Genomic DNA, 26,845 nt, shown 5'->3' on the forward strand with positions numbered 1-26,845 from the left:
TCACCCCGGCGCAGGAACACCGGAATCTCGGCCTACGCAGATCGACACATGACGAATTCCGTCGCCGACATGTGTCGAACTCCTACGCCCGGCCGCCGATCAGGTGGCGGCGAATCGCCCCAGGCGGAAGACGCCCGGAGCGGGGTGCCCGTCGGCGAGGTCGGCGAGGATCCGGCCGACCGCGGGCGTGAACTTGAAGCCGTGCCCCGAGAATCCCGCACCGACCGTGATCGGCCCGGTCGAGTCGAGCACGAAGACCGAATCGGGCGTGGTCGTGTACGTGCAACTGATCGGGGTCGCCGTGTCGGCGTCGACGCCGGGCAGCCACTCACGGGCGTAGCGACGCAGCGCGGCGAACTGCACGGGCTCGGCCTCGTAGTCGCGCAGGTCGGGGTCGACGACCGGGCCGACGCCGTGCCATCCGGCCTTGACGCCCTCGCCGGGAGTGAGCATGCCGTAGGTGCCCGAGTACCACCAGTCGTCGTCGGCACCCGGATGGTGGTTGAACCCCGGCCAGGTGATCGAATCGCCCCGGACCGCGAAATGCGCGGGCTGCTCCTGCGTGACGACGAGGCGCGGCAGGTCGACGAGACCGCCGAGCAGCTTCGAGGTCCAGCCGCCGACGGCGACCACCGCGCGGCGGGCCGTGATCGTGCCCCGGTCGGTCTCGACCTGCACGCGGTCGTCGTCGAGCACGCGGATGCCGCGGGCAGGGCTCTCATGGCGCACGTCGGCGCCGCGGGCGGTCGCCGCCGACTGGAACGCCCGCACCGCGGCATCCGCATTCAGGCGACCCGCCGTCGGCAGGTGCAGCGCCCTCGTCGTGAAGCGGATGCCCGGCCAGCGTCGCCCCGCCTCGTCGGGTGGCAGGACCTCGCTCGGGATGCCGACCGCGGCGAGCGCGGCGCGCACGTCGTCGTGACCGGGGTTGTGCCCGTGGTCGACGAGCCCCACCTGGTCGAGGATCGCGATACCCGTCTCGGCCTCGAGCTCGCGCCACTCGAGCTGCGACTCGAGCAGCATGGCGACGTGCGTGGACTCCGCATAGGCGAGGTTGAAGTTCCGGGATGCGCCGTGCGAGGCGCCGTTGCGGTGGCCCGGCGCGAAGCGCTCGAGCAGCGTGACCTCGCGGCCGCGACGAGCGAGGTTCCACGCGGCCGAGGAGCCCATCGCTCCCCCGCCGATCACCACGACCTCGGTGTCGACGGCCGTCACGAGGCGATCCCGAGCTCGTCGCGCCCGCCCTCCGCTGCGGCATCCACGTCGATGGTGAACGCGAGCAGCCGGAACGTGCGGCCACCGTCGACGATCTCGCGCTCGCGGTCGAGCAGGCGGGTGAACCCGAGCTTCTCGTAGAGCGCGTGCGCCCCCACCATCTGCGGGCCGCTGTTCATGACCACCCGGTCGAGTCCGCGCCGGCGGGCGAGCTCGATCACGTGGCGGGTGAGGAGCGCGCCGACACCGCGCCCGCGGGCCGACGGATCGACGGCGAGCAGCCGGAAGTCGAGCTCGCCGGGCTGCGCCAGCGGGGAGATCGTGCGGCCCGGACGAGGCGTGGCGACCGAGCCGAGCAGCGTTCCGGTCGCGGCATCCACGGCGACCCACACCTCGTGCTCGGCGGCCCGTTCGCCGACCGCGAGGATCGACGCGCGGTACTCCTCGGAGATCTCGTACTCGAGCTCGTACGCACGTAGCGACAGCGCGGCAACCTCGTCATGCTCGTGCGGGCGCGCGAGGCGGACCTGTGGCGGCTGGGTGTCACTCATCGATCCACGATCCTACGGGCGACGCCTGACGCGCCGGTCACCGGGCCGCGCCCTGCGACTCGGCGAGTCGGCCCACGGGCGCCGATGCGGCATCCACGATGGCCGCGGCATCCGCCTCGACACCGCCGCTGACCGCCGGCCGCAGCGCATACGGATCGCCCTGCCCCCAGAGCGTGCTCGGGAACTCGCGCCGCGCGACGGGCGCGACCTCGGCCGCGAACCGCTCGACGAGCTCGACCTGCTGCTCGACGGGCAGCGTCGTGGGCAGGCTGATCGACTGCAGGTCGTGCCCGAGCGCGCCGTGGAAGCGGCCGATCTTGTCGATGACCTGCTGCGGGCTGCCGACGAGCGCGGGCCCCTCGGCGATCGCATGGTCGATGTCGCGGAACGGCGAGTTGTTGCCCGGCACGTTCGTCGCCGCGATGAGCGCCTCGTAGACCGGGCCGTACAGCTCGCGCGCCTGCTGCGTCGTGTCGGCGATGAACAGCGCACCGGCGCCGGCGCCCACGTAGGCGAACCGCGGGTCGTGGCCGCGCCGGGCGACCTCGTCGCGGTAGTGCTGCACGAGCACCGCGTAGTTGTGCAGCGGCTGGATCGCGTTCGCACTGAACAGCGGGTCGCCCCAGCGCGCGGCCAGCGCGGCTGACGCGAGTGTGGTCGCCGACCCGTGCCACACTCGCGGCGCCCCGGCGTACGGCCGCGGCAGCGTCGTGGTGCCGCGCTGGGCACGCGTGTACGGCGTCGCCTCCCAGTCGACCTCGGTCTCACGCCAGAGTCGGCGCAGCAGCGCGTACCGGTCGGCCAGCAGCTCCCACTGGTCGTCGATCTCGAGCCCGAACAGCGGGAACTGCGCCGCCTCGTTGCCCTTGCCGATCGTGAGGTCGAGGCGCCCGCGCGAGAGCTGGTCGATGGTCGCGTAGTCCTCGGCGACCCGCACGGGATCGAGCACGGACAGCACGGTCACCCCCGTCTGCAGGCGGATCGTCGAGGTCACGGCCGCGATCGCGCCGAGCAGCACGGTGGGCGACGACGAGAGGAAGCGACCGGCATGCCGCTCCCCTACGGCGAATGCGTCGAAACCGAGGCGTTCAGCCCGACGGGCGAACTCGACGGTCTGGTCGAGCCGCTCCGCCGGGCTCACGAGCCGGCCGGTGACCGGGTTCTGCACGTAGGGGACGATGTCGAGGATCTGGAAGCGCATGGGAGTCTCTCTCTTCGAACGGTCAGGCGACGTTGCGCTCGATCGGCGTCTTCTCGCCGGCCTCGATGCCGACCGGGAGCCGGTTGCCGGCGGGCGGCAGCGGGCACGTGGCGTGGTCGGTGTAGGCGCAGGGCAGGTTCACGGCGCGGTTGAAGTCCAGCAGCACGACGCCATCGGCGTCGGGCGCGTCGATCTCGAGGGAGCGATTCGCCGCGTAGGTGGTGAGCCCGCTCGTGGCGTCCGTGAACAGCACGGTGAGCGAGCCGGGCGCGTGGCCGTTGAACGCGACGAGCCGGAAGCTCTCTCCACGCAGCTCGAACTCCACCTCGCCGGGCACCTCGTAGACGTGCTGCAGGCCCTCTGCAGCCGAGCCGACCGTGACCTCGCGCGTTGCCGCAGCCGGGACGAACCGCCCGCGAGCGAGCCAGCGCGGGTTCGGCAGGTAGGTGGGCGTGCCCGTGAAGCGCGCCAGATAGGGGTTCGAGGGGTCGCGAGGTCGCACGATGTCGCGGCCACCGCGGCGCGCCACCTCGACGGCGACGTCACCGGCTCGCACCACGACACCGCCGCGCTCGACGATCGGGCCGAAGGCGTGGCGACCCGAGAGGCTCGTGCCGTCGGCGGCCTCGAGCGACTCGCCGTCGGCGAGCTCGACGACCGGCCCCGCGGCATCCGTCGACCAGGTGCCCGGGATGCCGGCGTAGCGGGTGGGCGTCTCGTCGAGCCAGTGGATCGCGGTCACGGCGAGGAAGCCGTGCGGGTCGGCCCGGCGGGCCTCGTGGTCGCGGTGCCAGTCCTCCCACTCGCGTGCGAAGGCGGCGCGGTCGAGGGCGGCGGTGGTGGTGGGTGCGTCGAGTGTCGTCATGTCGCCACTGTCATGCCTGCGAGGCGGCATCGCCAGTCACTTCGTCACGGATCGCCGCCGACCGCAACATCCGGTCACGCAGGCGAGATCGGGCCCGTCACGAAGCGCCATGAATCAACGCAGAGATCCCGGCCTCAACGCAAAAATCCCGGCCTCGTTCGAGACCGGGATTTCATCGTGCGTTCTGATGAACACCTTGGTTGCGGGGGCAGGATTTGAACCTACGACCTCTGGGTTATGAGCCCAGCGAGCTACCGAACTGCTCCACCCCGCGGCACAAGAAGAAACACTATCACGAGTATCTGGTGCCGTCGAATCGGGGCGGTCGCGGGCGACGGATGCCCCGCGGCATCCGCCTCGCAGCGCTCGCCACGCGTGCAGCGACCGCACGACTCGCGTGATTCGCTGGAGGAATCCGCAATGATCCCGAGGAACCGCGCAGTCGATCCCACATTCTTTGTTAGGACTCTTTCCAAACGTGATGCGGCCTTGCTACGGTCGCCGCAACCGTTCACCCAGCACGGCTCCGACGACGATCGATGAGGATCCAATGCCACAACGCCATCTGCTCCGAGGAGCGGCCATCGCGGCCGCCGCCACCGCACTCATCGCCGCCTCCGCGGCCTCCCCCGCACTTGCGCACGGCAACGGCCACGGCAACGGCCACCACGGCCACGCCGACTCGGCCGGCCCCACCGACATCAACGGATACCGCTCCGTCGGGTACCTCATGTCGGACACCCCGGTCACCCGCGACTACCAGATCGAGGACCTGCTGCGCACAGGAGCGATCGAAGACGTCACCCACATCAACTACGCCTTCGGCAACGTCACCGCGAACCTGAAGTGCGAGATCACGGATGTCCCGGGCGAGGGCGACGCGCAGAACGACTACCTGCGTCTCGTCTCGGCGGCCGACTCCGTCGACGGCAGGAAGGACAAGGCGAACAAGCACCAGCGGCTCGCCGGCAACTTCAACCAGCTGAAGAAGCTCAAGGAGGTCAGCCCCGACACGAAGGTGCTCATCTCGCTCGGCGGCTGGACCTGGTCGGACAACTTCTCCGCAGCGGCATCCACCCCCGAGAGCCGCGCCGCGCTCGTCTCGTCGTGCATCGACGTCTACCTCAGGGGCGACCTGCCGAAGGTCGGCAGCCTCGGCGGGCCCGGCGCCGCAGCCGGCGTCTTCGACGGCATCGACATCGACTGGGAGTGGCCCGTCAACGGCGGCGAGACGGCGAACGCCACGCCCGAAGACAAGGAGAACTTCCTCGCCCTCATGGAGGAGTTCCGCGCGCAGCTCGACGCCTACGGCTCCGAGACCGGCGAGGACTACCTGCTCACCGCATTCGGCCCCGCCGGCGGCTGGAACACGAACGCGGGCGGATGGAACACGGCTCGGCTCTTCGCCTCGATCGACTGGCTGAACGTGCAGGGCTACGACTACGCCGGCGGATGGACCGGCAACACCGGCCACCAGGGCAACCTGCACCCCGACGGCGCCAACAACTGGGGCCTCGCGATCGACAACGCCATCGCGCTCTACACCGCAGGCGGCGCACGCCCCGACCAGTTGAACGTCGGCCTCGCGGCCTACGGGCAGGGCTGGACCGGCGTGACGGTCGGCGACCGCGCCGGCTGGACGCCCGACCCCGCCGTCACCTCGATCGGCACGAAGCCGTACTACGAGATCCGCGACATCGGCGAGGGCTACTTCGACCCCGCGCTCGGCGCCTCGTGGCGCTTCGACGCGGAGAGCGGCCAGTGGTGGAGCCTCGACGACCCGAAGTCCGTCACTGCGAAGGCCGAATGGCTCGCCGGCCAGGGCTACGGCGGTGCGATGTGGTGGGACCTCTCGGGCGACTACCGCAACGAGCTCGGCAGCGCACTCGGCGAGGCACTGCGCTCGGCCGACGAGGGCCCGCTCGACTGATTCCCCGAGAACAGCGGATGCCTCGGAGCGGTCTCGCTCCGAGGCATCCGCGACGATCGGGGCCGTGGCCTCGATACGCGCGTCGCGCTACTCGACCGGCGTGGTGCGCGGCACCGCGACGAGCTCGTACGAGAGCGGCAGCCACTGCTCGGCGGGCCAGCCGAACATGCCGTCGCCGAGTTCGACCGTCGCCGGGAAGATGCGCCACGGCACCCGGTAGTGCTCGGTGAACGTCTCGATGTCGAGGCCGGCATCGCGCAGCGCCGCGAAGACCTCGCCGAGCGGATGCATCCACTCCCACGTGCGGGCATTGGCGAGCGCCACTTCGGCGTCGGCGTAGTCGCTCGGGTCGTCGATGACATCGGGCGACTCGTTCGAGTACGGGTACGCGAACGCGGGCAGACCACCGGGTCCGCCGTCGCCGTCGAACACGAACGCGGCGGGGTGCCCGTCGGCGAAGACGAAGCGGCCGCCCGGCTTCACGAACCACGACACGATGCGCGCCCACTCCGCGACATCCGGAAGCCAGCCGATCGTGCCCCACGAGGTGAAGACGAGGTCGAACGACTCGGGCTCGGGCAGCATGTGGCGGGCGTCGTAGACATTCGCCTCGATGAACCGGGCGCGATGCGCGAGGCCGAGCTCGTCGGCCATACGACGCGCCTCGGCGACCGCCTGCGGCGAGAAGTCGATGCCGACGACCGTGGCGCCGAGGTTCGCGAGCGACAGGGTGTCGGAGCCGAAGTGGCACTGGAGGTGCAGCACCCGCACGCCTTCGAGCCCGTCGGGGTAGAGCCGTGCGAGCGTCTCGCGCACGATCGGGTCGAGCACATCGCCGCCCTCGCGCAGCCGCGTTCGGTCGTACATCTCCGACGCGACGTGCACGGCGACGCGCTCGTCCCAGTTGGCGAGATTGTCGTCGAGCCACTCGCCTTCGCGCAGGTCGACGCCCACGTCACTGCTCCTTCGTGGCTTCGAGCAGCTTCGCGATGATCTCGGCGAGCTGCGCGTCGGCAGCGCCGTACGCGGCCCAGTCGCCGGCAGCGAGTGCGGCCTGCTTGTTCTTGATCGCCTGCGACGCCTGGTTCAGCAGGGCCTGCACCTCGTCGCTGGGCGCCTCGGGGGTCGCCGGCGTCTCGCCGCCCTCCTCGGTCGGTGGCGGAGTCGCCCCCGGATCAACCTCGTTGTCGCCCGCATCGGCACCCGAGTCGCCGCCGAACAGCACGTCGAGCGCGAGGTCGAGGGTGTCCTGGAAGGCGATCTGGTCGCCGAATGCGACGAGCACCTTCTGCAGCAGCGGGTAGCTCGTGCCACCGGTCGACTTCACGTAGACGGGCTGCACGTACAGCAGACCGCCTCCGACCGGCACCGTGAGCAGGTTGCCGTTGATGACGTCGGACTGTCCCTGCTTCAGCAGGTTCAACGACGCCGACACCGTCGGGTCGGAGTTGAACTTCGCCTGCACCTGACCCGGGCCCGGCACGTTGTCGTCTTCGGGCAGCGTCAGCAGCCTGAGCTTGCCGTAGCCGTCGGCGCGCTCCCCATCGGTCGCGCCCGCATCGGCATCGACCGCGAGGTAGCCGCGCAGCACGTTGCGGCTCTGCTCGCCGCGCGCTTCGGGGATGAACGTCGAGTAGAGCGAGTACCGCGGATCGTCCTGACCGGGCATCTGCATCGTCAGGTAGTACGGCGGCTGCAGCAGCGTGCTGCCGGCGTCGGCGGTCGGATCCTTGGGCGTCGTCCACGCGTCTTCACGCGAGTAGAACGGGATCGCGTCGGTGACGTGGTAGCGGCCGAGCACCTCGCGCTGCACCTTGAACAGGTCGGAGGGGTAGCGCACGTGACTCATCAGGTCGCCCGACATCTTGCTCATCGGCTCGATCGTCGTCGGGAAGATCTTCTGCCAGGTCTTGAGAATCGGGTCCTCTTCGTCCCACGCGTAGAGCGTGACCGTGCCGTCGTACGCGTCGACGGTCGCCTTCACCGAGTTGCGGATGTAGTTGACGTCGTCGAAGGCGAGCGTCGGGGCCTGGGTCTCGCTGTCGGCGATCGCCTCGCTCATGCTGACCTTGTTGGAGTACGGGTACTGGTCGGAGAGCGTGTACCCGTCGACGATCCAGACGATCTTGCCGTCGACGACCGACGGGTAGGTGTCGGTGTCGAGCCGGAGGTACGGAGCGACCTTCTGCACGCGCTCGACCGGGTCGCGGTCGTAGAGGATCTGCGAGTCGGTCGTGACCTGGTCGGAGAGGAAGATCTGCTCGGACTGGAACTTCAGCGCGTAGACCAGCTTCGTGAAGGCGTTGTCGAGCTTCGGGCCACCGTCACCGTCGAACGTCGTCTGGGTCTGGTCGGCGCCCTCGGAGCCCGACGGGTAGTCGAGCTCGATCGGCTTCGCATCCTTCGGCGCACCCACGATCGAGTACGCGGGCGAGGACTCGCCGAAGTACACGCGGGGCTGGAAGTCGCCGAGCACGCCCGACGACGGGATGCCCGACTGGAGGAACACCGGCTGGCCGTCGACCGAGCGCTGGTTGCCCGCTGCAGCGACGAGCCCGTAGCCGTGCGTGTAGACGAGGTGCGAGTTGAACCAGGTCTCGGCGTCGCCGAGGCCGGAGAGGTTCACGTCGCGCACGGCGACGACGGTGTCTTGGGAGGCGCCGTCGATCTGGTACCGGTCGACGTCGAGGGCCGACGGGAACTGGTAGTACTGCCGGAACTGCTCGAGCTGCTGGAAGGCGGGGCCGATCACGAGCGGGTCCATGAGGCGGATGCTCGCGGTCGTCGCGGCATCGGCGCGCAGCGCGCCCTGCTCGGCGTCGGTCTTCGCCTCGAACGGGATCTCCTCGACATCGGCGATGCCGTAGGCGTCACGGGTGAGATCGATGTTGCGCTGGATGTACGGCTCTTCGAGCGAACGGGCGCTCGGGTCGACCTGGAAGCGCTGGATGACCCAGGGGTAGAGCGAACCGATGAGGAGGCTCGACACGACGAGCAGCGCCGTACCGACGAGCGGCAGGCGCCAACGGCCGATGATCGCCGTGATGAAGAAGAGCACGGCGACGACGGCCGCGATGGCGGCGAGGATGCCCCGGCCCGGAATCGTCGCGTTGACGTCGGTGTAGGAGGCGCCCGTGATGAGCGTGCTGGTCTCGGTCACGGTCGCGTACTGGTCGAGCCAGATGCTGACGGCCTGCAGGAGCAGGTAGATGCCCGCGGTGACGGCGATCTGGATGCGGGCCGACTTCGAGATGACGACCTCGCGGCCGCTCACCCGAAGGGCTCCGTAGAGGTAGTTCGTGGCGATCACGAGCAGCAACGACAGCAGCACGACCGCCGAGGCGAAGCCCACGATGGAGCGGTAGAACGGCAGCTCGAACACGTAGAAGCCGACGTCGAATCCGAACTGCGGGTCGGTCGTGCCGAACGGCGTGCGGTTCAGCCACGCGAGCGTGCCCTCCCAGCGCGTCGATGCCGAGACGCCGGCGAAGATGCCGAGCACGATCGGGATGCCGTACATCGCGAGGCGCCGCAGCGGCTCGAAGACCTCTTGGTACCGGTCGAGCTGCGAGTTCAGCTTCGCGTAGACGGGCCGCGATCGGTAGGCGATCTGGATGGATCCCCAGACGGGAACCGCCATGGCTGCGAAGCCGATGAGGAAGAGCACGATGCGAGCGATCCACTCGGTGGTGAGCACCGAGAGGAAACCGAGCTGGTCGTACCAGAGCACGTCGGCGTAGATACCGGCAAAGGCGAAGAACGCGATGACGAGCACGGCGACGACGCCGATCGTGATCGCGATCGGAGCGCGCCTGCGCTGGATCCTCGGTTCTTGCGGCTGTGCTGACACTCTCGGCCTCGTGTTCGGTCGGGATGGGATCGGGATTCCATCCTAGGGTCGAGTTCCTTTGAATCGCCTGTTCACGCAGGGCAGGAGGGGTAGGACCCCGTCACCTCGCCGTCGGCGACGTCTTCGACGATCGCGCGAGCCTGGTCGAGAGTCTCCACCGCGAAGACCGTGACGCCATCGGGCACGTTGCCGGCCACCTCGTCGCAGTTCGACTCGGGTGCGAGGAACCAGTCGGCCCCGGCGCCCTCGGCGCCCCAGAGCTTCTGACGGATGCCGCCGATCGGTCCGACACGGCCCGCCGAGTCGATCGTGCCCGTTCCCGCGATGATCTCGCCGCCCGTCATGGCCCCGGGAGTGAGCTTGTCGACGATGCCGAGCGCGAACATCATGCCGGCGCTCGGGCCGCCGACATCGTCGAGCTGCAGCTCGACGTCGATCGGGAACTCGTAGACCATGCGTACGCCGATGCCGAGTACCGCCCTGCCGTCGCGCACGGTGGGGGTCGCCTCGACGGTGAGCGGAGCGCCGTCGCGGATGATCTCGATCTGCGCCGGTTCATCCGCGCCGTGCTCCTGCACCGCCGTCTGCAGCTCGTTGATCGAGTGCACCTCGGTGCCTGCGAAGGCGACGATGACGTCGCCCTCTTCGAGGATCCCGTCGGCGGGCGAGTCGTCGAGGAGACCCGCGACCGTCACCTCGCGGGGGAAGTCATAGCCGAGCTCGACGAGCGCCGCCGCGATGGCGTCCTGCTGCGAATCGACCATCGCGGCCTGATTCTGGGCGTCGCGGTCTTCGCTGCTGATTCCGGGCGGGAAGATCGCCTCGACCGGGATGACCGAGCGGGTGCGGTCGAACCAGGCGGCGAGCACCTCGAGCCAGCTCGGCGTCTGCCCCGGACGCCCGACGACCGAGACCGTGAGCAGGTTGAGCTCGCCGTCGGTGGGGTAGGTGGTCTCATCGGGGATCTCGATGAGCGGCACCTCTTCGGCCTCCGCGTTCTCCGCGACGCCGAGGGTGTCGTACACCGGCCCGGGCTGCTCGATCACGTACGGCGAGGGCAGGAAGGCGAAGAGCACGGCGATGACGATCGCGACGGTGAGCGCGACCCATCCGATGCGCTCCCGCAGGGGACGCCGCCCTGTGCTCGGATCGGACTTCCAGCGGGAGTCCTCCGACAATGGGGGCTCGTCGTCGAAGATGCTCAACCGACATCCTTCCGGGCGGGTGTTGGAACGCGCGTGCCGGCCCTGTTCGCGAAGGGCGGACACCCGGAACGCCCAGCCTAGGCCATTTCCCAGACACTCCGCCGTGCCCCCGCGTTACGGTTGAACCAGACGCGACTGGGAGGTGGCGAAAGTGGCCGATCGGCAAGACGAGCCCGACGACCGGAGCCCCGAAGACGAGTTCCGCGAGATGCTCCGGGACATGCTCTCCGGCACCGGAGGCATCGATCCGTCGAGCCTCGCAGGTGCAGCCGGGCTGCCCAACGACCCGACCAGCCTCGCCGCGCTGTTCTCGCAGCTGCAGCAGGCGATGAACAAGGCCGACGACGGCATCGATTGGAGTGTCGCGGTCAAGCAGGGCGAAGAGCGTGCCGCGACCGGTCAGCGACAGATCGCCGACGACGAGCGCGCACGGTTCGACCAGGCATTCCAGGTCGCCTCGCTGTGGCTCGACGAGGCCGTCGACTTCGGCGCCCTGCCGACCACCCCCGAGCTCTTGACACGGCGTGCATGGGTCGCCGCCACGATGGCCATCTGGTCTCAACTGGCAGAGCCCGTCGCACTCTCCATCTCCGACGCCCTCACGCGGGTGATGAGCGAACAGGCTCCCGAAGAGATGCGCTCGATGATCGAGGGCGCGAGCCGCATGATGCGCGGCATCGGCGGAGCGCTCTTCGCGATGCAGCTGGGCCAGGTCGTCGGCCAGCTCGCCACCGAGGTCGTCTCGGGCGGCGACGTCGGCATCCCCCTCCTCGACGACGGCCGAGCCGCTATCCTGCCGCAGAACGTGGCGGAGTTCGGCAACGACCTCGACATCCCCATCGACCAGATCGAGCTCTACCTCGCCGTGCGCGAACTCGCCCACGCGCGCCTCTTCCGGCACGCGCGCTGGTTGCGCCTGCACCTCATCACGGCGATCACGGCGTTCGCACGGGGCATCGACATCGACACCGAGCGCCTCGAAGAGCTCGCCGAGGGCTTCGACCCGTCGAACACCGAAGAACTGCGCAACGCCGTCGTCAACGGCGCACTCATCCGCGCCAAGAGCGAGTCGCAGGAGGCGGCGCTCGCCCGCCTCGAGACGATGCTCGCGCTGGTCGAGGGCTGGGTCGACGCGGCGACCGCCGACGCCACGGCGCGACTGCCGAAGTCCGTCGCGATGGCCGAGACCATCCGTCGCCGCCGCGCCTCCGGAGGCCCGGCCGAGTCCGCCTTCGCGACGCTCGTCGGCCTCGAACTCCGCCCCCGTCGTCTCCGCGAGGCCACCGCCATGTGGCGAGCGGTCACCGATGCGGTCGGCGTCGAGGCGCGCGACGCGCTCTGGTCGCACCCCGACCTGCTGCCGACCGCCGAAGACCTCGACGACCCGACGGCCCTCATCGCGCGCCTCACCGGCACCGAGACCGACGAGGCCGACGACGAGTTCGACCAGGCGCTCGAGCAGTTGCTCCGCGGTGAGACCCCCGCGGCGCCCGGCGAAGACGGCGAAGAACCCACGAGCTGACCCGCCGTTCCGGCGACCACCGGCAGCCCCCCGCCTCGCTCCTCGGCGACGTGTCGCCGGTGCATGGTCGACCTGTGGAGGAATTCCGCGGCGCCGGCCATGAGTCCGGCATGCTCTCGGCATGTCACCGCGCATCGACCCGGTCCTCCCCATCGTGTGGCGCTCCCCCACCGAGCTGCAGTTCGGCGCGAGCCCCCGCGTCGTGCTGCCCGAGCCCGGCGAGTTCGAGACCGGACTGGTCTCGGCGCTCCGGCACGGCGCCTCGCCATCGACCCTCGAGACCATCGGCACCGCGCTCGGCGGCACCGCCGAGGCCGTGCAGGCACTCCTCGAGCTGCTCGCACCGGCCTTCGAACCGGCGACGGATGCCGCGGCATCCGTTCGATCGTCTCGATGCGTCGCCCTCGACGCACCGCGCGAGATCGGCGACTGTCTCGCCGAACACCTCGCACTGCTCGGCTACGACCTGGTGCCCGCCGCCGATGCCGAGGTGGAGCACACGGCGCTCGCGGTCGTCGCAGCGACCTGGGTGGTCTCCCCCGGGCGCCACCTGCCGTGGCTGCGCGCCGACGTGCCGCATCTCGCGATCGTGTTCGACGACGAGGGCACCCGCGTGGGTCCGCTCGTCGAGCCGGGAGACGGGCCGTGTCTGCGCTGCCTCGAGCTGGCGCGCCGCGACGACGACCCCGCATGGCCCGTGATCGCCGCACAGCTCGCCGGTCGCCCGGCCGCGAGTTGCACGCCGAGGACGGTGCACGACGCCGCAGCGCTCGCGGCGTCGCTCGTCGACGACCGACTCACGAGCGCACGCAATCCCCTGCGGGACGCCTCGGTCAGGCTCGGGCGCCCGGGCGCGACCGTGCCGACGACGCTGCACCGGCGGCACCCCGAGTGCGGGTGCCGAGTTCCTGCAGGAACCGCGACGGCTCCCGTTCACCTCGATAGCCGCCGCCCTGACGCGGCCAGCTCAGCTCGAGGCGCCGCCGTGCCCGCGTGATGCCGACGTAGAGCAGCCGCCGCTCCTCGTCGATCGCGTCGAAGCTCTTCGCATAGGCGATGGGCAGCATGCCCTCGGTGAGGCCGACGATGTGCACCTGGTCCCATTCGAGGCCCTTGGCCGAGTGCAGGGTCGCGAGCGTCACCGCGGCGACCGTCGGCTCATGCTGCGCTTCGGCGCGCGCGCGGAGCTCGTCGGCGAACCCGCGGAACGTCGTGCCGGGCGGCGCGTCGTCGACGAGCCGGGCGATCGCGTTCAGCGACTCCCATCGGGCGCGCACGGCGCCGGGGCCATCGGGCGCCTGAGCGCTCCAGCCGAGCGCGCGCAGCACGTCGCTGACCGACTTGAACAGCGGTTCGCCGGCGACCGTGAGTGCGGCGGCGCGCAGCGCGTGCACCGCCTCGCGCACCTCGGGCTGATCGAAGAAGCGCGAGGCGCCGCGCACGCGCGAGGCCACCCCGACCTCGTCGAGCGCGCGCTCGAGGATCGCCGTCTGCGAGTTCACGCGCATCAGCACCGCGATGGACTCGGGTGCGGTGCCGGCGTCGATGCTCGCGCGGATGCGGGTCGCGACGCCGCGTGCCTCGGCGAGGTCGTCGGCGTACTCCGTGATGGTGGGCTCGGCGTTCGGCTTCGGGGCGCCCTGCGACTTCGGGGCGGCCGACGACGGCCTGCTGCTCGCCGGCGCCGGCGCCGCGGCATCCGTCTCGTCGTTCGCGGTGACCGCCTCGAGGCGCAGCGCGCCCGCGCGACCCCGCATGAGTCGGTTCGCCGTGTCGACGATCTCACTCGTGGAACGGTAGTTGCGTTCGAGGCGCACGACCGTGGCGCCCTCGTAGCGGCGCTCGAAGTCGAGCAGGTAGTCGGCGCTCGCGCCCGCGAACGAGTAGATGGTCTGGCTGGCGTCGCCCACGACGCAGAGATCGCGGCGGCCTCCGAGCCAGAGGTCGAGCAACTGCTGCTGCGCGGGCGAGACGTCCTGGTACTCGTCGACGATGAAGTGGCGGTAGCTCTCGCGCACGTGCATGGCGACGGATGCCTCGGACTCGATCATGCCCGCCATGGCGAGCAGCACGTCTTCGAAGTCGAGCATGCGCCGCTCGTCCTTCAGCGACTCGTAGGCGTCGACGACGGCGAGGAACTGCTCGGCGGTGAGGTTGCCCGGCGCGCCGCGCGTCGCCAGTCGTGTCGCGTAGGTCTCGGGCCCGGACCCCGACACCTTGCGCCACTCGATCTCGGCCGCGACGTCGCGCAGCGTCGCCGTGTCGACCCGCACTCGGGCGCGTTCGGCGGCCTGGCCGAGCAGTCGTCCCTTGAACTCGAGCACGCGGGGCGCGCCGCCGCCGACGACGATCGGCCAGAAGTGGTTGAGCTGCGCGAGGGCCGCGGCGTGGAACGTGCGCGCCTGCACGGCGCCGGCGCCGAGCACCCGCAGCCGCGCCCGCAGCTCGGCCGCGGCTCGCGAGGTGAACGTGAGCGCCATCACCCGCGCCGGGTCGTAGGTGCCCGACGCCACCCCGTAGGCGATGCGGTGGGTGATCGCCCGGGTCTTGCCGGTGCCGGCGCCCGCGAGCACGCACACCGGCCCGAGCAGGGCCTCGGCCGCCACGCGCTGCTCGTCGTCGAGCGCGTCGAGCAGCGGGTCGGATGGCGCGGTCACGAGGTCGACCATGCCAACCCCGTCCCCTCGGCGTCGAGGGGTCCGCCGAACCAGCGTTCGAGCAGCCAGCGCGCGATCGAGATGCCGCCCGGCAGGCCGACCTCACCGTGCGCCGCCACGATCTCGTCGCGGGAGAACCAGCGCAGCGAGAGGATCTCCTCGCCGTCGGGCGCCGCCGATGCCGGCTCGACCCCAGGAGCGATGCGGGCCGTGAACCCCACCATGAGGCTCGCCGGGAACGGCCACGGCTGCGAGGCGACGTACTCGACACGGTCGACGAGGATGCCCGCCTCCTCTTCGATCTCGCGCACCACTGCGGCTTCGAACGGCTCGCCCGGCTCGACGAAGCCCGCGAGCAGCGAGTACCGGTGCTGCGCCCAGACCGCGTTCGAGCCGAGCAGCACCCGGTCGTCGTCGTCGGTGACGAGCACGATGACGGCGGGGTCGGTGCGCGGGAAGTGCAGGCTGTCGTCGACGGTGCATCGCCGCGCCCACCCCGCCTGCACGGGCACCGTCTCGGCGCCGCAACTCGGGCAATGACCGTGGCGCTCGTGCCAGTTGGCGATCGCGATCGCCTCGACGAGGAGGCCCGCGTCGCGATCGCCGAGCACGGCCGCCGCCTCGCGGAGCCCCTGCCATCGTGCCGCTTCGGGCTCGACGACCGCCGCGGCATCCGCGTCGAAGACCCGCAGCTCGAAGCGGGAGCCTCCCTCACGGCCGAGGTAGCAGCGCAGCATCGGCTCGGGCAGCTCGTGCGGGTGCGTCAACTGCAATGCCGGGGCCGAGCCGTCGACACGTTCCTCGAGGAGCGCCTGCCCGCGATGCACCGCGACGACGCGGGTCTCGGGGTCGGCGTCGAGCGACGACTCGAGCTCGGGATCGGCGCGCGACACGGCATCCCGGTCGATCGTCGAACGCGCGAACACCGGCGATGTCGCTTCGATCACGTGCCACTCCTCGATGCCCGGGTCTGAGTCGGAGTCGGCCGGAAGGCGTGGCGGTCGCCCGCCGCCGCAGGATGCCTGCTTAAGCTGAATGCCATGGCCAGACCTCCTCTCACTCTAGCCGCGTTGGCCACGGCGGCGGTGCCCGGACTCGAGGTGCGAGCCGTGCGCGCGCACACCCGCAAGAGCCACGGCGCATTCGACGCAGTGCTGCTGCGCACGACCGACGACCGCATGCTCGTGCTGCGGGTGCCCCGCTCGCAGTCCGCCGAATCCGAGCAGTCCGCCGACCTCGTGGCGCTCCGTGCGCTCACCCCCGGCATCCGCTCCCGACTGCCGTTCGAGATCCCCGAGTTCGTCGGCCAGGCACCCATCGACGGCACCCGCGCCGTCGTCACGACCTTCGTTCCCGGCGCCGTGCGATCCGCCGACGAACTCACCGAGCACGACGGCATCGCGACCTCGGTCGGCCTCGCCCTCGCGGCGGTGCACGCACTGCCGAGCGGATTCATCGCCGACGCCGGCCTCTCCCGCCAGACCGCCGACGAGTCGCACGAGGCCGTCGTCGAGCTCATCGGCCGCGCCGCCGACACCGGCCACCTGCCCGCCGCACTGCTGCGGCGCTGGGAGGAGGCGACCGACGACGCCTCACTCTGGCGGTTCCGTCCGACGGTCGTGAACGGAGCACTGGCGGCCGATTCGCTGCTCGTCGACGGCGATGCCGTGACCGGCCTGATCGGCTGGGCGTCGCTCGCGCAGGGCGACCCCGCCCGCGACCTGCACTGGCTGCTCACCTCTCGTGGCGCCGCCGCCGAGCGCGCACTCGATGCCTACTTCGGTGCCCGCGCCGGCGAGGCCGACGGGCACCTGCCGCAGCGCGCCCTGCTCTACGGCGAGCTCGAGCTCGCGAAATGGCTGCTGCACGGGGTCGAAGCCCGCGACGAGGAGATCATCGCCGACGCCGTCGGCCTGCTCGACGGTCTCGTCGAGAGCGTGCACGATCACTCGAGCGAGCCGCTCTCCCCCGAGACCGGGCCGATCCTCACGGTGGGCGACGTCGAGCGCATGCTCGACGAGACTCCGCGCGAGAACCTGCCGCGCGAGGCCGGGGCGAGCCTGCTCACCGATAGCTACGACTTCTCCGACCTCGAGCGCCGTGAGGCCGGAGAACGCGACACCGCGCCGTTCGACGCGACCGCGCCCATTCCGCTCGACCTCTCGGACTGGGGCGACGCCGCTCAGAGCGACGACGCCGCCGCCGGCGCGGATGCCGCGACCGACGCCCAGGCCCGCCGCAACGCCGCCTCGTCGTAGATGGCGTCGGGTCTGATGACCTGATCGTCTTCGACGAAGTAGAAGACGGCGTCGATCGCGTTGGGCTCGATGCCCGCCCAGTTCGCGTAGGCGAGACGGTAGAGCGCGAGCTGCGTCTGCTTCAGTTCAAGGTCGCGGGCGTCGCGCGGCGCCTTGCCGGTCTTCCAGTCGACGACCTGGTGACGGATGCCGCGTCGCCCGAGTTCGCTCGACGGCTCGATGTCGAACACGGCGTCGAGCTTGCACACGAAGACGTTGTCGCCGATGGGCAGGTGCAGTTCGATCTCGACGGCTGAGGGCTTGCGACCGCCCCATTCCGAGGCTTCGAAGGTGGCCTGGAGCTCACGGAGCCGCTCGGCGGTGGGGTCGGCGACCCGCTCGTCCACCGGGATGTCGAGCTCGGCGTACACCTCGAGACCGTCGAGCGCGTCGATGGCGGCGGCCTCGAGTTCGCCCGTCGACCGCTGCTCGACCCACTGGTGGAACAGCGTGCCGATGCGGGTCGCCCGGTACGGCCGCTGCGGCATCGGCCGACGCAGTTGCGCCGCGACCGCGGCGGGGTCGTCGACGTAGTCCTTGAACCGCGAGGCAGGCACGCGAACGGGCACCTCGGCGGTGCCCGGCCCCTCGGCGCGCCGTCGGCGTTCTTCGAGCAGCAGCCGGATGCGGTCGGCGAGCACCGGCCCGATGCCCACCCCGCTCGGGCGTGCGGCCGCGGCGCGCACGGCCTCTGCTGCTGCGGTGACGGCGGGTCGACGGATGCCGAGCGGGTCGAGCGGCCAGCGCACGCGTTCGGTCGAACCGGCACGCGGGTTCTCGTCGTGCTCGGGAGCGCCGGGCAGCACACCGGCCTCGATCACTCCAGCGGTCACCAGCTCGCGCAGGAACGGGCTCGGCTTGCGCGGCGCCTTCTGGCTCGCCCACCACGACCCCGTCAGCAGCAGGTCGCTGCGTGTGCGGGTGAGCGCCACGTAGGCGAGGCGTCGCTCCTCTTCGGCGTGACGCTGCTTGTTCTCTTCGGCGAAGTCGCCGACCGCACGGTCGAAGTCGGCTTGGCTCTGCACGCCGCGCCACTGCAGTTCGGGCAGTTCGTCGGCATCGCCCTTGAACTCGTTGGGCAGCTCGCCGAACGAGAGCCAGCCCTTCGAGGAGCGCGGCTTCGAGGGCAGTTCTTCGTCGACCATGCGCGGGATCGCCACGACGTCCCACTCGAGGCCCTTCGAGCCGTGGATCGAAAGCACCTGCACCGCACCCGGCTCGGGCTCGTCTTGGCGCGGCGCGAGCCGGTCGCGCTGCTCGGCCTCGGTGAGCCAGCCGAGGAATGCGCCGAGCGTGGCGTGCTCGGATACCTCGGCGAAGCCCGCGAGCAGTTCGTCGAACGCCTCGAGGCTCGGCGCCCCGAGCGGCTGCGACGGGTTCGCGACGACCTCGATGTCGAGCAGCAGCTCCTGCTGCACGAGGCTGACGAAGTCGACGAGGCCGAGCCCGGCACGGCGCCGAAGCGACTGCAGTTGTGCGCCGGCCCGCCGCATGCGCGCGAGGCCGACCTCGCTGAATGCGGCGATCGCCGAGTGCGAGTCGGGGGCTGCGAGCAGGAAGTCGAGGGCGTCGACGATCGAGGGCGACTCATCGGGCGCGATCGAGGCGCGGAGTCCGGCGCGCACCTCGTCGCCGAGGCGCCGCGTCGACAGGTCGCGGTCGGCGAGCCACTTCGCGAGGGAGTGCAGGGCGGCGAGGTCGGCCGGGCCGATGCGCCAGCGCGCACCGCCGAGCACCCGTACGAGTTCGGAGCCCGCGGTGGGGTCGTTCAGCACCCGCAGCACGCACACGAGGTCGGCGATGACCGGCTGGTCGAGGAGCCCGGCCATGCCGAGCACGTGCACCGGCACGCCACGGGCGCGCAGCGCCGCGGTGAAGATGCCGACGTTCGCGAACGTTCGGCAGAGCAGGGCGCCGCTGCGGGGTGCAGGCTCGCCCGGAGCGCCCCGGCCGGCCCGCCCGAGCCGTTCGGCGAACCAGGTCGCGACGAGGTCGGCCTCGTGTTCGATGGTCTCGGCCCATGCCGCCTCGAGCCGGCCCGACTGCGCGAACGGCGAGGCTCCGAGCGGAGCCTTGGGGATGCCGGCATCGAGCGGCAGGATCAGCGCGTTCGCACCCTCGAGCACGATCTTCGGGTTGCGCCAACTCGTCGACAGGTCGTAGACCGCCGCGGCGCCACCGGGAGCGAAGTCGCGACCGAAGCGCGCGAGGTTCGCGGCACTCGCGCCGCGCCATCCGTAGATCGACTGGTCGGGGTCGCCGACCGCCATGACCGACTGCTCGCCGAACAGGGCGGAGAGCAGACGCGTCTGCACGACGCTCGTGTCTTGATACTCGTCGAGCAGCACGGTGCGATAGCGCTCGCGATGCGCCGCGACGACCTCGGGGTGGCGTTCGCAGATCGCGAGCGCGAGTGCCACCTGGTCGGAGAACTCGACGAAGCCCTGCTGCTGCTTCGCCTCGGCGTACGCATCGGCGAGTTCGAGCAGCGGCGGCAGCGCCCCGACGATGCCGAGGGCGTCGACGAACGACGCGAAATCGGTGCGCTTGCGCGGCGCCTCGATCGGCAGCCCCTCCATCGCGAGGAAGTCGCGGGTCATGGCGCGCACGTCGCGGCTGTCGGCGACGTTCTCGGCGAGTGCGCGGCTGAGCGAGAGCACGGCGCCGGTGACCTTGTCGAGCGAGGCGTCAAGTTCGACGAGCCTCGGATCGGCCGACGCCGCGACAACCGAGCGGGCGAGCTGCCAGGCGGATGCCTCGCCGAGCACCGCAGCGTCGGGTTCGCGTCCGATGAGCATCGCGTGCTCGCGGTAGATGGCGCTCGCGAAGGCGTTGTACGTGCCGACCGAGGCGGACTCGAGCGGGTCGAGCGAGACCTCGGCGATGCCGAGCGAGACGAGTTGGGCGATGCGCTCGCGGATGCGCTCGGCGAGCTCGCCAGCGGCCTTTCGGGTGAAGGTGAGCCCGAGCACCTCGGGAACGGCGACGTGTCCGTTCGCGAGCAGCCAGACCACGCGGTTTGCCATCGTCTCGGTCTTGCCGCTGCCGGCCCCGGCGACGACGATGCTCTGGCCGTGCGGGTCGGCCTCGATCACGGCGCGCTGCTCGGCGGTCGGCGCGTGCAGGCCGAGCCGCGCGGCGATGTCGGCGGCGGCGATTCCGGTGGTCACGCCGCCCTCTGCGGCGCTCATGCCGAGACCGCCGGCACGAGGTGCACACGGTACTGCCAGCCGCCGAATCTCGATCGATAGCCGAGCTCCGCCGGCCCCTCGAACTCGCTGCCCGACATCGTGCGCGCGACGGAGTCGAGCCGTTCGCGGAACTCCCCCTCGGCCTCGTCGTCGAACGGCTGCTGCGCGCGTTCGGTGAAGGCGTTGCCGCGGGTGGGCTTGGCGAGGTAGACGAGCTTCGCACCGCCGAGCGTGCCGTTGTTCGGCACCTCGCCCGCACGTGCTGCCAGCTGGTAGGCGGCGAGCTGCGGGTGCGCGGCCGTCTCGGCGGCCGACGGCGGGGTGCGACCGGTCTTCAGGTCGACGATCACCGTGGTGCCGTCGGCCGAGGCCTCGACCCGGTCGATCGTGCCCGAGATGCGCACCCGGCCGATGACGAGCGTGAAGCGGCCCTCGGCACCGAGCAGCACCTTGCCGTCGTCGACGAAGTTCGCGAGGTAGTCGGATGCCCCTTCGGCCATGCGCCGCGCGCCGCGGCGCTCGCGCTCGGCCACCCATCCCGCTTCGAACCGCAGTTCGCGCCAGCGTTCTTCGACGGCGGCCCAGAGGGTCTCGATGCTCGTGTCTCCGTCGTCGCGGGCGCCGGCCTCTTCGACGACGGCATGCACGATGGTGCCGATCGAGGCGGCGAGGCCCGATGGCGGCGAGGCGACGTGGTCGATGAACCAGCCGAGCGGCGACTCTTCAGCGCGATCGATCTGCGACGGCGAGACCGACACGAGCGCCTCGGGGTCGCCGTCGAGGTCGACCAGGGGTGCCGTGGTCGACGGCTCGGCCAGCCCGTACCACTCGTCGGGGTGGGCGCCGGGCACGCCCTGCTCGGCGAGCAGGGCGAGGGCGGCCGGTGCCTCGCCGCCGCCCGAGCTCGTCGCCTCTTCGCGAAGCGCGCCGACGAGTCCGCGTAGGTGCAGCGGGCGACGGCGGGCCGCCTTGATGCGCTCGCTCGCGTAGCCCATGAGCATCGACGGCTGCTCGTCGTCGTTGGCCGTGCAGCTCAGCACGAGCTGCCGACTCGCTCGCGAGGCGGCGAGCACGAAGAGCCGCAGCTCGTCGCCGCGCACCGACGCCCGTGCCTCGGCGACGGTCTCGGGCGCCGGCAGCGGTGCGCCGGCGCGGGCAGCTGCGACGACGCGAGGCAGGAGCGCGGAGTGCAGCAGGGTGCCGCGGGGGCGGAGATTCGGCCAGACGCCGTCTTGCAGGCCCGCGATCACGACGACCTCGAACTCGCGGCCGATGACGGCGGGCGGCGTGGTCACGACGACGGTCTCGGCCGAGCGCTGCGGCGCGAGCGAGTCTTCGGGCAGCTCGCTCGCGAGCACCTCGTCGACGAATCGCACGGGCGGTGCATCGGGCTCGCGCTCGACGAAGCGCTGCGCGGCCGCGAAGAGGGCCACGGCGGCATCGAGTGCGCGGTTCGCCTCCTCGGCCAGCACGCCCGTGCCGGCGGCCTGCGCGGACCACTCCGTGGCGAGCCCGCTGCCCTCCCAGATCGACCAGAGCACCTCTTCGATCGTGCCGCCGCGCTGGGCGACGCCGCGAGCGGTCGCGAACAGCTTCGCGAGCCGTGCCGCGCGCCGCGCGGGCGCCGCGTCGATGGTCTCGAATCCGCCGGGAGCCCCGAGCGCCTCGACGAGCAGTTCGTCGGCCGTGCGCGAGCCCTCGTTCGCGAGCTCCTCGTGCCGCAGGGCGAGCCGCAGCCGGCGCAGGCCCACACTGTCGAGCCGGCCGATCGGCCCCGTGAGCACGGTCACCGCGAGCTCGGGGGTCAGCGGTTCACGGTCGAGCACGAGCGAGGCGGCTGCGAGCAGTGCCGCGGCCGCCGGAGCGTCGCGCAGCGCGGTGCGGGCGGCATTGCCGGCGGTCGGCACATCGGCGAGCGCGAGCCCCCGCTCGAAGGCGGGCACGTCGCCGCCCGACCGCAGCACGACGGCCATCGACGCCCACGGCACGCCGTCGAGCAGGTGGCGCTCGCGCAGCACTGCGGCGACGGCCTGGCACTCGGCCGCGTGTGAGGGCGCCTCGATGCCGAGCACCGCCGAGAGCGGGTCGATCTCGGCACCGGCCGGCGTCTCGCGCACCGCCGAGCGGTGCGTGCCGCCGAGGGCTGTGCCGATGTGGCCGCTGACGGACTGCACGATCGACCGCAGTTCGGGCCGCCCCCGGTGCACGACGGGCAACTCGATGCGCTGCACGGCGCCGGTGCCGAGCACCGAGCCGAGCGAGCCGAGCAGCTCGGCACGGCCGCCGCGGAATCCGTTGGAGGCGACGTCGGGGTCGCCGAGCGCGATCACCGCGACGCCGCGGGCGGCGAACGCCCCGAGCAGCGCAGCGGTCGACTCGGTCGCCTCCTGGGCGTCGTCGACGACGATGAGCCGCACCCGTGCGAGCAGGCCGAGGGCCGCTTCGGCCGAGGCATCCGTCGTGCTGCGGCGCACGATGGCGGCGGCGAAGGCGCCCAGTTCTGACGAGTCGTACTGGTTGGGGCGCAGCTGCGCCTTCACCTCGTCGTACTCCTCGAGGAACGCGGCGGCGGCGACCCACTCGGGCCGGCCGCTCCGCTCGCCGAGCGCGGCGAGCGTGGGCGCGTCGACACCGTGCTCGACGGCCCGCATGAGCAGGTCGCGCAGCTCTGAGCGGAACCCCCTGAGCACCCGCACCTCGGGCGTCAGCGGGTCCGGCCACGCCGGCCCGAACCCGTCGCGGATGCCGCCCTCGAGCAGTTCGCCGATGATCTGGTCGTGCTCGGCGCCCGTGAGCAGGGTCACCGGGGTGCCCGTGAACGCACGCACCAGCTGGAAGGCGAGCGAGTTCGCCGTGCGCGCGAGCGGCCCCCGTGTGGTGACGCCGAGCCGCACCGCGAGCCGGTCGCGCAGCGCGGTCGCCGCGACACGGGTCGCAGAGAGCACGAGCACCTCGTCGGTGGCGTGCCCCAAACGCTCGATGCGGTCGGCGACGAGTTCGATCGCGAACGTCGTCTTGCCGCTGCCGGGGGCCCCGAACACGGCCACATGCGCGTCTTCCGCGAGCCTCGAGACGGGGGCTTCGGATGTCGCGGTGACCTGCATGTCGGCAACGCTAACGGGTTCCGCCGACAGTGAACCTGCACCGGCCCCGCGAGCCGGTGTCGTAGGGTTGGCGCAAGAGCAGAAAGGCGTACCGTGGACGTTCGCATCGGCATTCAGAACTCCCCCCGTGAACTCGGTTTCGAGACTTCGCAGTCAGCTGCGGAGGTCGAGCAGGCGGTCGCCGCGGCACTGGCCGGCCAGTCGCCGCTGCTGACGCTCACCGACGACAAGGGCACCCGCTACGTCGTGCCCTCGGCCGCGCTCGCCTACGTCGAGATCGGTTCAGAGGAGTCGCGTCGCGTCGGATTCGTCGCCTGACATGGAGCTCATCTTCATCGTCGTCGGCGGCGCCATCCTGGGCCTCGCAACGCAGTTCGTGGTGCCGCTCCGGCACCTCCGCGGCGTTGCCGTGGGCTCGGCGATCGGCGCCGGCGTCGCCGCCGTCGTGTGGGTCGCACTGACCTGGCTCGGCTGGCCTTGGGACGGCGGATGGATCTGGGTCGCCGCACTCGTCGCCTCGGCACTCGTGCCGGCCGCGGTGCTGTACCTCATCTCGCCGCGCCGTGAGCGAGCGGATGCCGTGCTCTTCGAGCGCCTCTCCCGCCCGGGCGCGGGCGCCGCGAGCGCCTGACGCGAACCGAGCCGCCCGCGGTTCGGCCGTGAGAACGAGCGCGCTCCGGACGTGAGGCCGAACGCGCTCCGGCCGTGGTTCGGCGTGCCTCAGAAGGTGAGTCGGTGCACGCTCAGGCTGTGAGGCCGAGCGCGTCCATGCGACGAGTGTGCGCGGCGATGAGTTCGGTGAACACCGGCTCGACGTCGGCGCCGCGATCGTTGGAGTCCGACGCGCGCAGTGCCGAGCGGGCGATCAGCAGCGTGTCGCCGACGAGGCTACGACCCCAGAGGGCGAGTCGGTCGGCGAGCCCCGGCTCGGCGGCGATGGCGGCGAACAGTTCGTCGTGCAGCACACCGGCCGATGCCTCGTCTTCGGCGAGGATCGCACGCACCCGCGTCGCGAGTTCGCCGGGCAGGCCCTCGGCGAGCCGGGAGAAGTAGTCGTCGAGCATGCCAGCGGTGACGTGAATGCCGAGCAGCAGCTCGTACCAGTCGGCCCCGGCACTCGCCTGACGGAATCGCTCCGCGGCCGGCGCGAACGGCGCCATCACCACGACGGGCTCGACGTCGAGCCGGCGCAGCTCGGCGATCAGTGCGTGGTGCTGGCGCAGCGCACCGCCTGCGGCGCGGCTGAGCCCCTCTTTCGCCGAGAGCGTCGGCGCCGTCGCGACGGAACGCGCGAGCGACTCGAAGAACTCGAGCTGGATGTACGCGGCCTGGCCGAGGAACGGGACGGGCTCGGGCACGAGCTCGGTGAAATCGACCTTCGTGAGGTCGGTCGGCGTGGCCCGCGGGCGCAGCCGAGGCAGCTCGGGGCGCGGAAGGCGCCGATTCGACCAGAGGACCACAGCAGACAGCTTACCGAGGCGTTCAGGCAGTCTCGGATAGGGTAGAGGGTGCATGCGGGCGATGGAACCGCAGCCGTGCGCCTGGAGTTGAGAACGGGGCGCGCATCCGACCGCCACCTCGAGCAACACGAACAGGCAGACTTTTGACCACTTTCACCGACCTCGGCATCGCGTCCGACATCGTCGACGCCCTCGCCGGGAAGGGCATCATCGATGCCTTCCCCATCCAGGAACAGACCATCCCCCTCGCCCTCTCGGGCCAGGACATCATCGGCCAGGCCAAGACCGGCACCGGCAAGACCTTCGGATTCGGCCTGCCGATCATCCAGCGCCTCGGCGACGACCCCGAGGGCGGCGTCAAGGCGCTCGTCGTCGTGCCGACCCGTGAGCTCTGCGTGCAGGTCACCGAAGACCTCGAGCTCGCGACATCCAATCGCCCCACCAAGATCGTGTCGATCTACGGCGGCAAGGCCTACGAAGGTCAGATCGAGCAGCTCAAGGCCGGCGCGCAGATCGTCGTCGGCACCCCCGGGCGCCTCCTCGACCTCGCCTCGCAGCGCCTCCTCTCGCTGAAGAACGTGCAGGAGATGGTGCTCGACGAGGCCGACAAGATGCTCGACCTCGGCTTCCTCGCCGACATCGAGAAGCTCATGGCGCAGACGCCCGCGACCCGCCACACGATGCTCTTCTCGGCCACCATGCCGGGCCCGATCGTGGCGCTCGCGCGCCGCTTCATGGTGCGCCCCATCCACATCCGTGCGACCGACCCCGACGAGGGCCTCACGCAGGCGAACATCAAGCACCTCGTCTACCGGGCGCACTCGCTCGACAAAGACGAGGTCATCTCGCGCATCCTCCAGGCAGAGGGTCGTGGCAAGACCGTCATCTTCACGCGCACGAAGCGTGCAGCGGCCAAGCTCGTCGAAGAGCTCAACGACCGCGGCTTCAACGCCGCCGCCGTTCACGGCGACCTGAACCAGGACCAGCGCGAGCGCGCGATGGCGGCCTTCAAGGCCGGCAAGAAGGACGTGCTCATCGCCACGGATGTCGCGGCGCGCGGCATCGACGTCGACGACGTGACGCACGTCATCAACCACACCATCCCCGACGACGACAAGGCGTACCTGCACCGCGTGGGCCGCACGGGCCGCGCCGGCAAGACCGGCATCGCCGTAACGTTCGTCGACTGGGACGACCTGCACAAGTGGGCGCTCATCAACCGCGCCCTCGAGTTCGGCCAGCCCGAGCCGACCGAGACGTACTCGTCGAGCCCGCACCTCTTCACCGACCTCGACATCCCCGCCGGCACCAAGGGCCGCTTGAAGCCGTCGTCCGCGGTCGCCGCGCCGACGCGCTCGGCCACGGCCGGTCGCAGCGAGGGCCGCTCGGGCGGTCGCAGCGAAGGCCGCTCCGGCGGTCGTTCCGAGGGCGGTTCGGAGCGAACGGATGCCGGCGCTGAGCGCGCCCCCCGCACCCGCAGCCGCAACCGCACGCGCGGCGGCAAGCCGGCCGGCGAGACCGCGGGCGTCGCCCCCGAGTCCGCACCGACCGAGGGTGCCGCAGCATCCACTGCTCACACCGCTCCCGCTGAGGCCGTGGCCGTCAAGGAGCCCGGCACGGGCACCCACGACGGCAAGGGCCACGAGCACCACGACGGCAACGCCGCTCCCCCGCGCCGTCGCCGTCGCCGTGGCCCGCGCACCGGCGGCACCACGCCCCAGGTGTAACCCGGCTCCGACGTTTCAGCGCCCGCACGGCTTCGGCCGGGCGGGCGCTGTGCGTTTCGGTACGGAAGGT

At 71.3% G+C, this 26,845-nt stretch carries 18 protein-coding genes and 1 tRNA gene; 6 read left to right on the forward strand and 13 right to left on the reverse strand.

Going from position 1 to position 26,845, the window contains the following annotated elements:
- Positions 1-99: 99 nt before the first annotated feature.
- The 5 genes from BUR99_RS16175 to BUR99_RS16195 form a co-directional block, all read right to left on the reverse strand.
- Positions 100-1,215: an FAD-dependent oxidoreductase gene (locus BUR99_RS16175; protein WP_268756215.1), complete on the reverse strand. Its 1,116-nt coding sequence runs from the start codon at positions 1,213-1,215 to the stop codon at positions 100-102.
- Positions 1,212-1,766 (reverse strand): GNAT family N-acetyltransferase, encoded by a 555-nt coding sequence (locus tag BUR99_RS16180; protein ID WP_074261381.1) that lies wholly within the window; start codon positions 1,764-1,766, stop codon positions 1,212-1,214. The genes BUR99_RS16175 and BUR99_RS16180 overlap by 4 nt, the downstream gene beginning before the upstream one ends.
- 37 nt (positions 1,767-1,803) lie before the next feature.
- Entirely contained in the window at positions 1,804-2,967 is a 1,164-nt protein-coding gene (locus BUR99_RS16185; protein ID WP_074261382.1) for an LLM class flavin-dependent oxidoreductase, read from the reverse strand.
- Positions 2,968-2,989: 22 nt separating this feature from the next.
- Complete coding sequence (locus BUR99_RS16190) at positions 2,990-3,832, reverse strand: DUF1684 domain-containing protein (RefSeq protein ID WP_074261383.1); 843 nt, start codon at positions 3,830-3,832, stop codon at positions 2,990-2,992.
- Between the two features lie 197 nt (positions 3,833-4,029).
- Positions 4,030-4,106: transfer RNA gene (locus BUR99_RS16195), tRNA-Met, on the reverse strand.
- Between the two features lie 276 nt (positions 4,107-4,382).
- Between BUR99_RS16195 and BUR99_RS16200 the strand changes: the two genes are divergently transcribed.
- Complete coding sequence (locus BUR99_RS16200; RefSeq protein ID WP_074261384.1) at positions 4,383-5,762, forward strand: glycoside hydrolase family 18 protein; 1,380 nt, start codon at positions 4,383-4,385, stop codon at positions 5,760-5,762.
- A gap of 87 nt (positions 5,763-5,849) precedes the next feature.
- On the opposite strand, the gene BUR99_RS16205 is transcribed toward BUR99_RS16200, so the two are convergent.
- The 3 genes from BUR99_RS16205 to BUR99_RS16215 form a co-directional block, all read right to left on the reverse strand.
- Positions 5,850-6,716 (reverse strand): class I SAM-dependent methyltransferase, encoded by an 867-nt coding sequence (locus tag BUR99_RS16205; RefSeq protein WP_074261385.1) that lies wholly within the window; start codon positions 6,714-6,716, stop codon positions 5,850-5,852.
- 1 nt (position 6,717) lies between these two features.
- Positions 6,718-9,612 carry a UPF0182 family membrane protein gene (locus tag BUR99_RS16210; RefSeq protein WP_084184071.1) on the reverse strand — a complete coding sequence of 965 codons (2,895 nt, stop codon included), beginning with the start codon at positions 9,610-9,612 and terminating at the stop codon, positions 6,718-6,720.
- Between the two features lie 71 nt (positions 9,613-9,683).
- Positions 9,684-10,817, reverse strand: a complete 1,134-nt coding sequence (locus BUR99_RS16215) for a YlbL family protein (protein WP_074261386.1) — start codon at positions 10,815-10,817, stop codon at positions 9,684-9,686.
- Between the two features lie 151 nt (positions 10,818-10,968).
- Here BUR99_RS16215 and BUR99_RS16220 point away from each other — a divergent pair, with 151 nt between their 5' ends.
- Positions 10,969-12,339 carry a zinc-dependent metalloprotease gene (locus tag BUR99_RS16220; RefSeq protein ID WP_074261387.1) on the forward strand — a complete coding sequence of 457 codons (1,371 nt, stop codon included), beginning with the start codon at positions 10,969-10,971 and terminating at the stop codon, positions 12,337-12,339.
- Positions 12,340-13,172: 833 nt separating this feature from the next.
- Here the strand turns inward: BUR99_RS16220 and BUR99_RS16225 are convergent.
- Complete coding sequence (locus tag BUR99_RS16225) at positions 13,173-15,008, reverse strand: ATP-dependent helicase (RefSeq protein WP_074261388.1); 1,836 nt, start codon at positions 15,006-15,008, stop codon at positions 13,173-13,175.
- Positions 14,993-15,943, reverse strand: coding sequence for an NAD(+) diphosphatase (gene nudC, locus BUR99_RS16230; RefSeq protein ID WP_074261389.1), 951 nt, complete (start codon positions 15,941-15,943; stop codon positions 14,993-14,995). Before nudC ends, BUR99_RS16225 begins: the two co-directional genes overlap by 16 nt.
- 93 nt (positions 15,944-16,036) lie before the next feature.
- Here nudC and BUR99_RS16235 point away from each other — a divergent pair, with 93 nt between their 5' ends.
- Positions 16,037-17,254, forward strand: a complete 1,218-nt coding sequence (locus BUR99_RS16235; protein WP_143231680.1) for a phosphotransferase — start codon at positions 16,037-16,039, stop codon at positions 17,252-17,254.
- On the opposite strand, the gene BUR99_RS16240 is transcribed toward BUR99_RS16235, so the two are convergent.
- Together BUR99_RS16240 and BUR99_RS16245 are read right to left on the reverse strand one after the other, a co-directional pair.
- Positions 17,179-20,484, reverse strand: coding sequence for an ATP-dependent DNA helicase (locus BUR99_RS16240; RefSeq protein ID WP_074261391.1), 3,306 nt, complete (start codon positions 20,482-20,484; stop codon positions 17,179-17,181). The genes BUR99_RS16235 and BUR99_RS16240 overlap by 76 nt on opposite strands.
- Complete coding sequence (locus BUR99_RS16245) at positions 20,481-23,588, reverse strand: UrvD/REP family ATP-dependent DNA helicase (protein WP_084184072.1); 3,108 nt, start codon at positions 23,586-23,588, stop codon at positions 20,481-20,483. The genes BUR99_RS16240 and BUR99_RS16245 overlap by 4 nt, the downstream gene beginning before the upstream one ends.
- Positions 23,589-23,681: 93 nt before the next feature.
- Between BUR99_RS16245 and BUR99_RS16250 the strand changes: the two genes are divergently transcribed.
- Together BUR99_RS16250 and BUR99_RS16255 are read left to right on the forward strand one after the other, a co-directional pair.
- On the forward strand, positions 23,682-23,906 hold the full coding sequence (locus tag BUR99_RS16250) for a DUF3107 domain-containing protein (RefSeq protein ID WP_056014418.1): 225 nt from the start codon (positions 23,682-23,684) through the stop codon (positions 23,904-23,906).
- Between the two features lies 1 nt (position 23,907).
- The gene (locus BUR99_RS16255) at positions 23,908-24,219 is read left to right on the forward strand and encodes a hypothetical protein (protein WP_074261393.1); all 312 of its coding nucleotides are present in this window, start codon (positions 23,908-23,910) and stop codon (positions 24,217-24,219) included.
- Positions 24,220-24,331: 112 nt separating this feature from the next.
- Here the strand turns inward: BUR99_RS16255 and BUR99_RS16260 are convergent, their stop codons facing one another.
- A complete protein-coding gene (locus BUR99_RS16260; RefSeq protein WP_074261394.1) occupies positions 24,332-25,048 on the reverse strand; it encodes a ferritin-like fold-containing protein in 717 nt (238 codons plus the stop codon).
- Between the two features lie 143 nt (positions 25,049-25,191).
- Between BUR99_RS16260 and BUR99_RS16265 the strand changes: the two genes are divergently transcribed.
- On the forward strand, positions 25,192-26,775 hold the full coding sequence (locus tag BUR99_RS16265; protein ID WP_074261395.1) for a DEAD/DEAH box helicase: 1,584 nt from the start codon (positions 25,192-25,194) through the stop codon (positions 26,773-26,775).
- Positions 26,776-26,845 lie beyond the last annotated feature (70 nt).

It is taken from the genome of Agromyces cerinus subsp. cerinus (genome assembly GCF_900142065.1).
Taxonomy (GTDB): Bacteria; Actinomycetota; Actinomycetes; order Actinomycetales; family Microbacteriaceae; genus Agromyces; species Agromyces cerinus.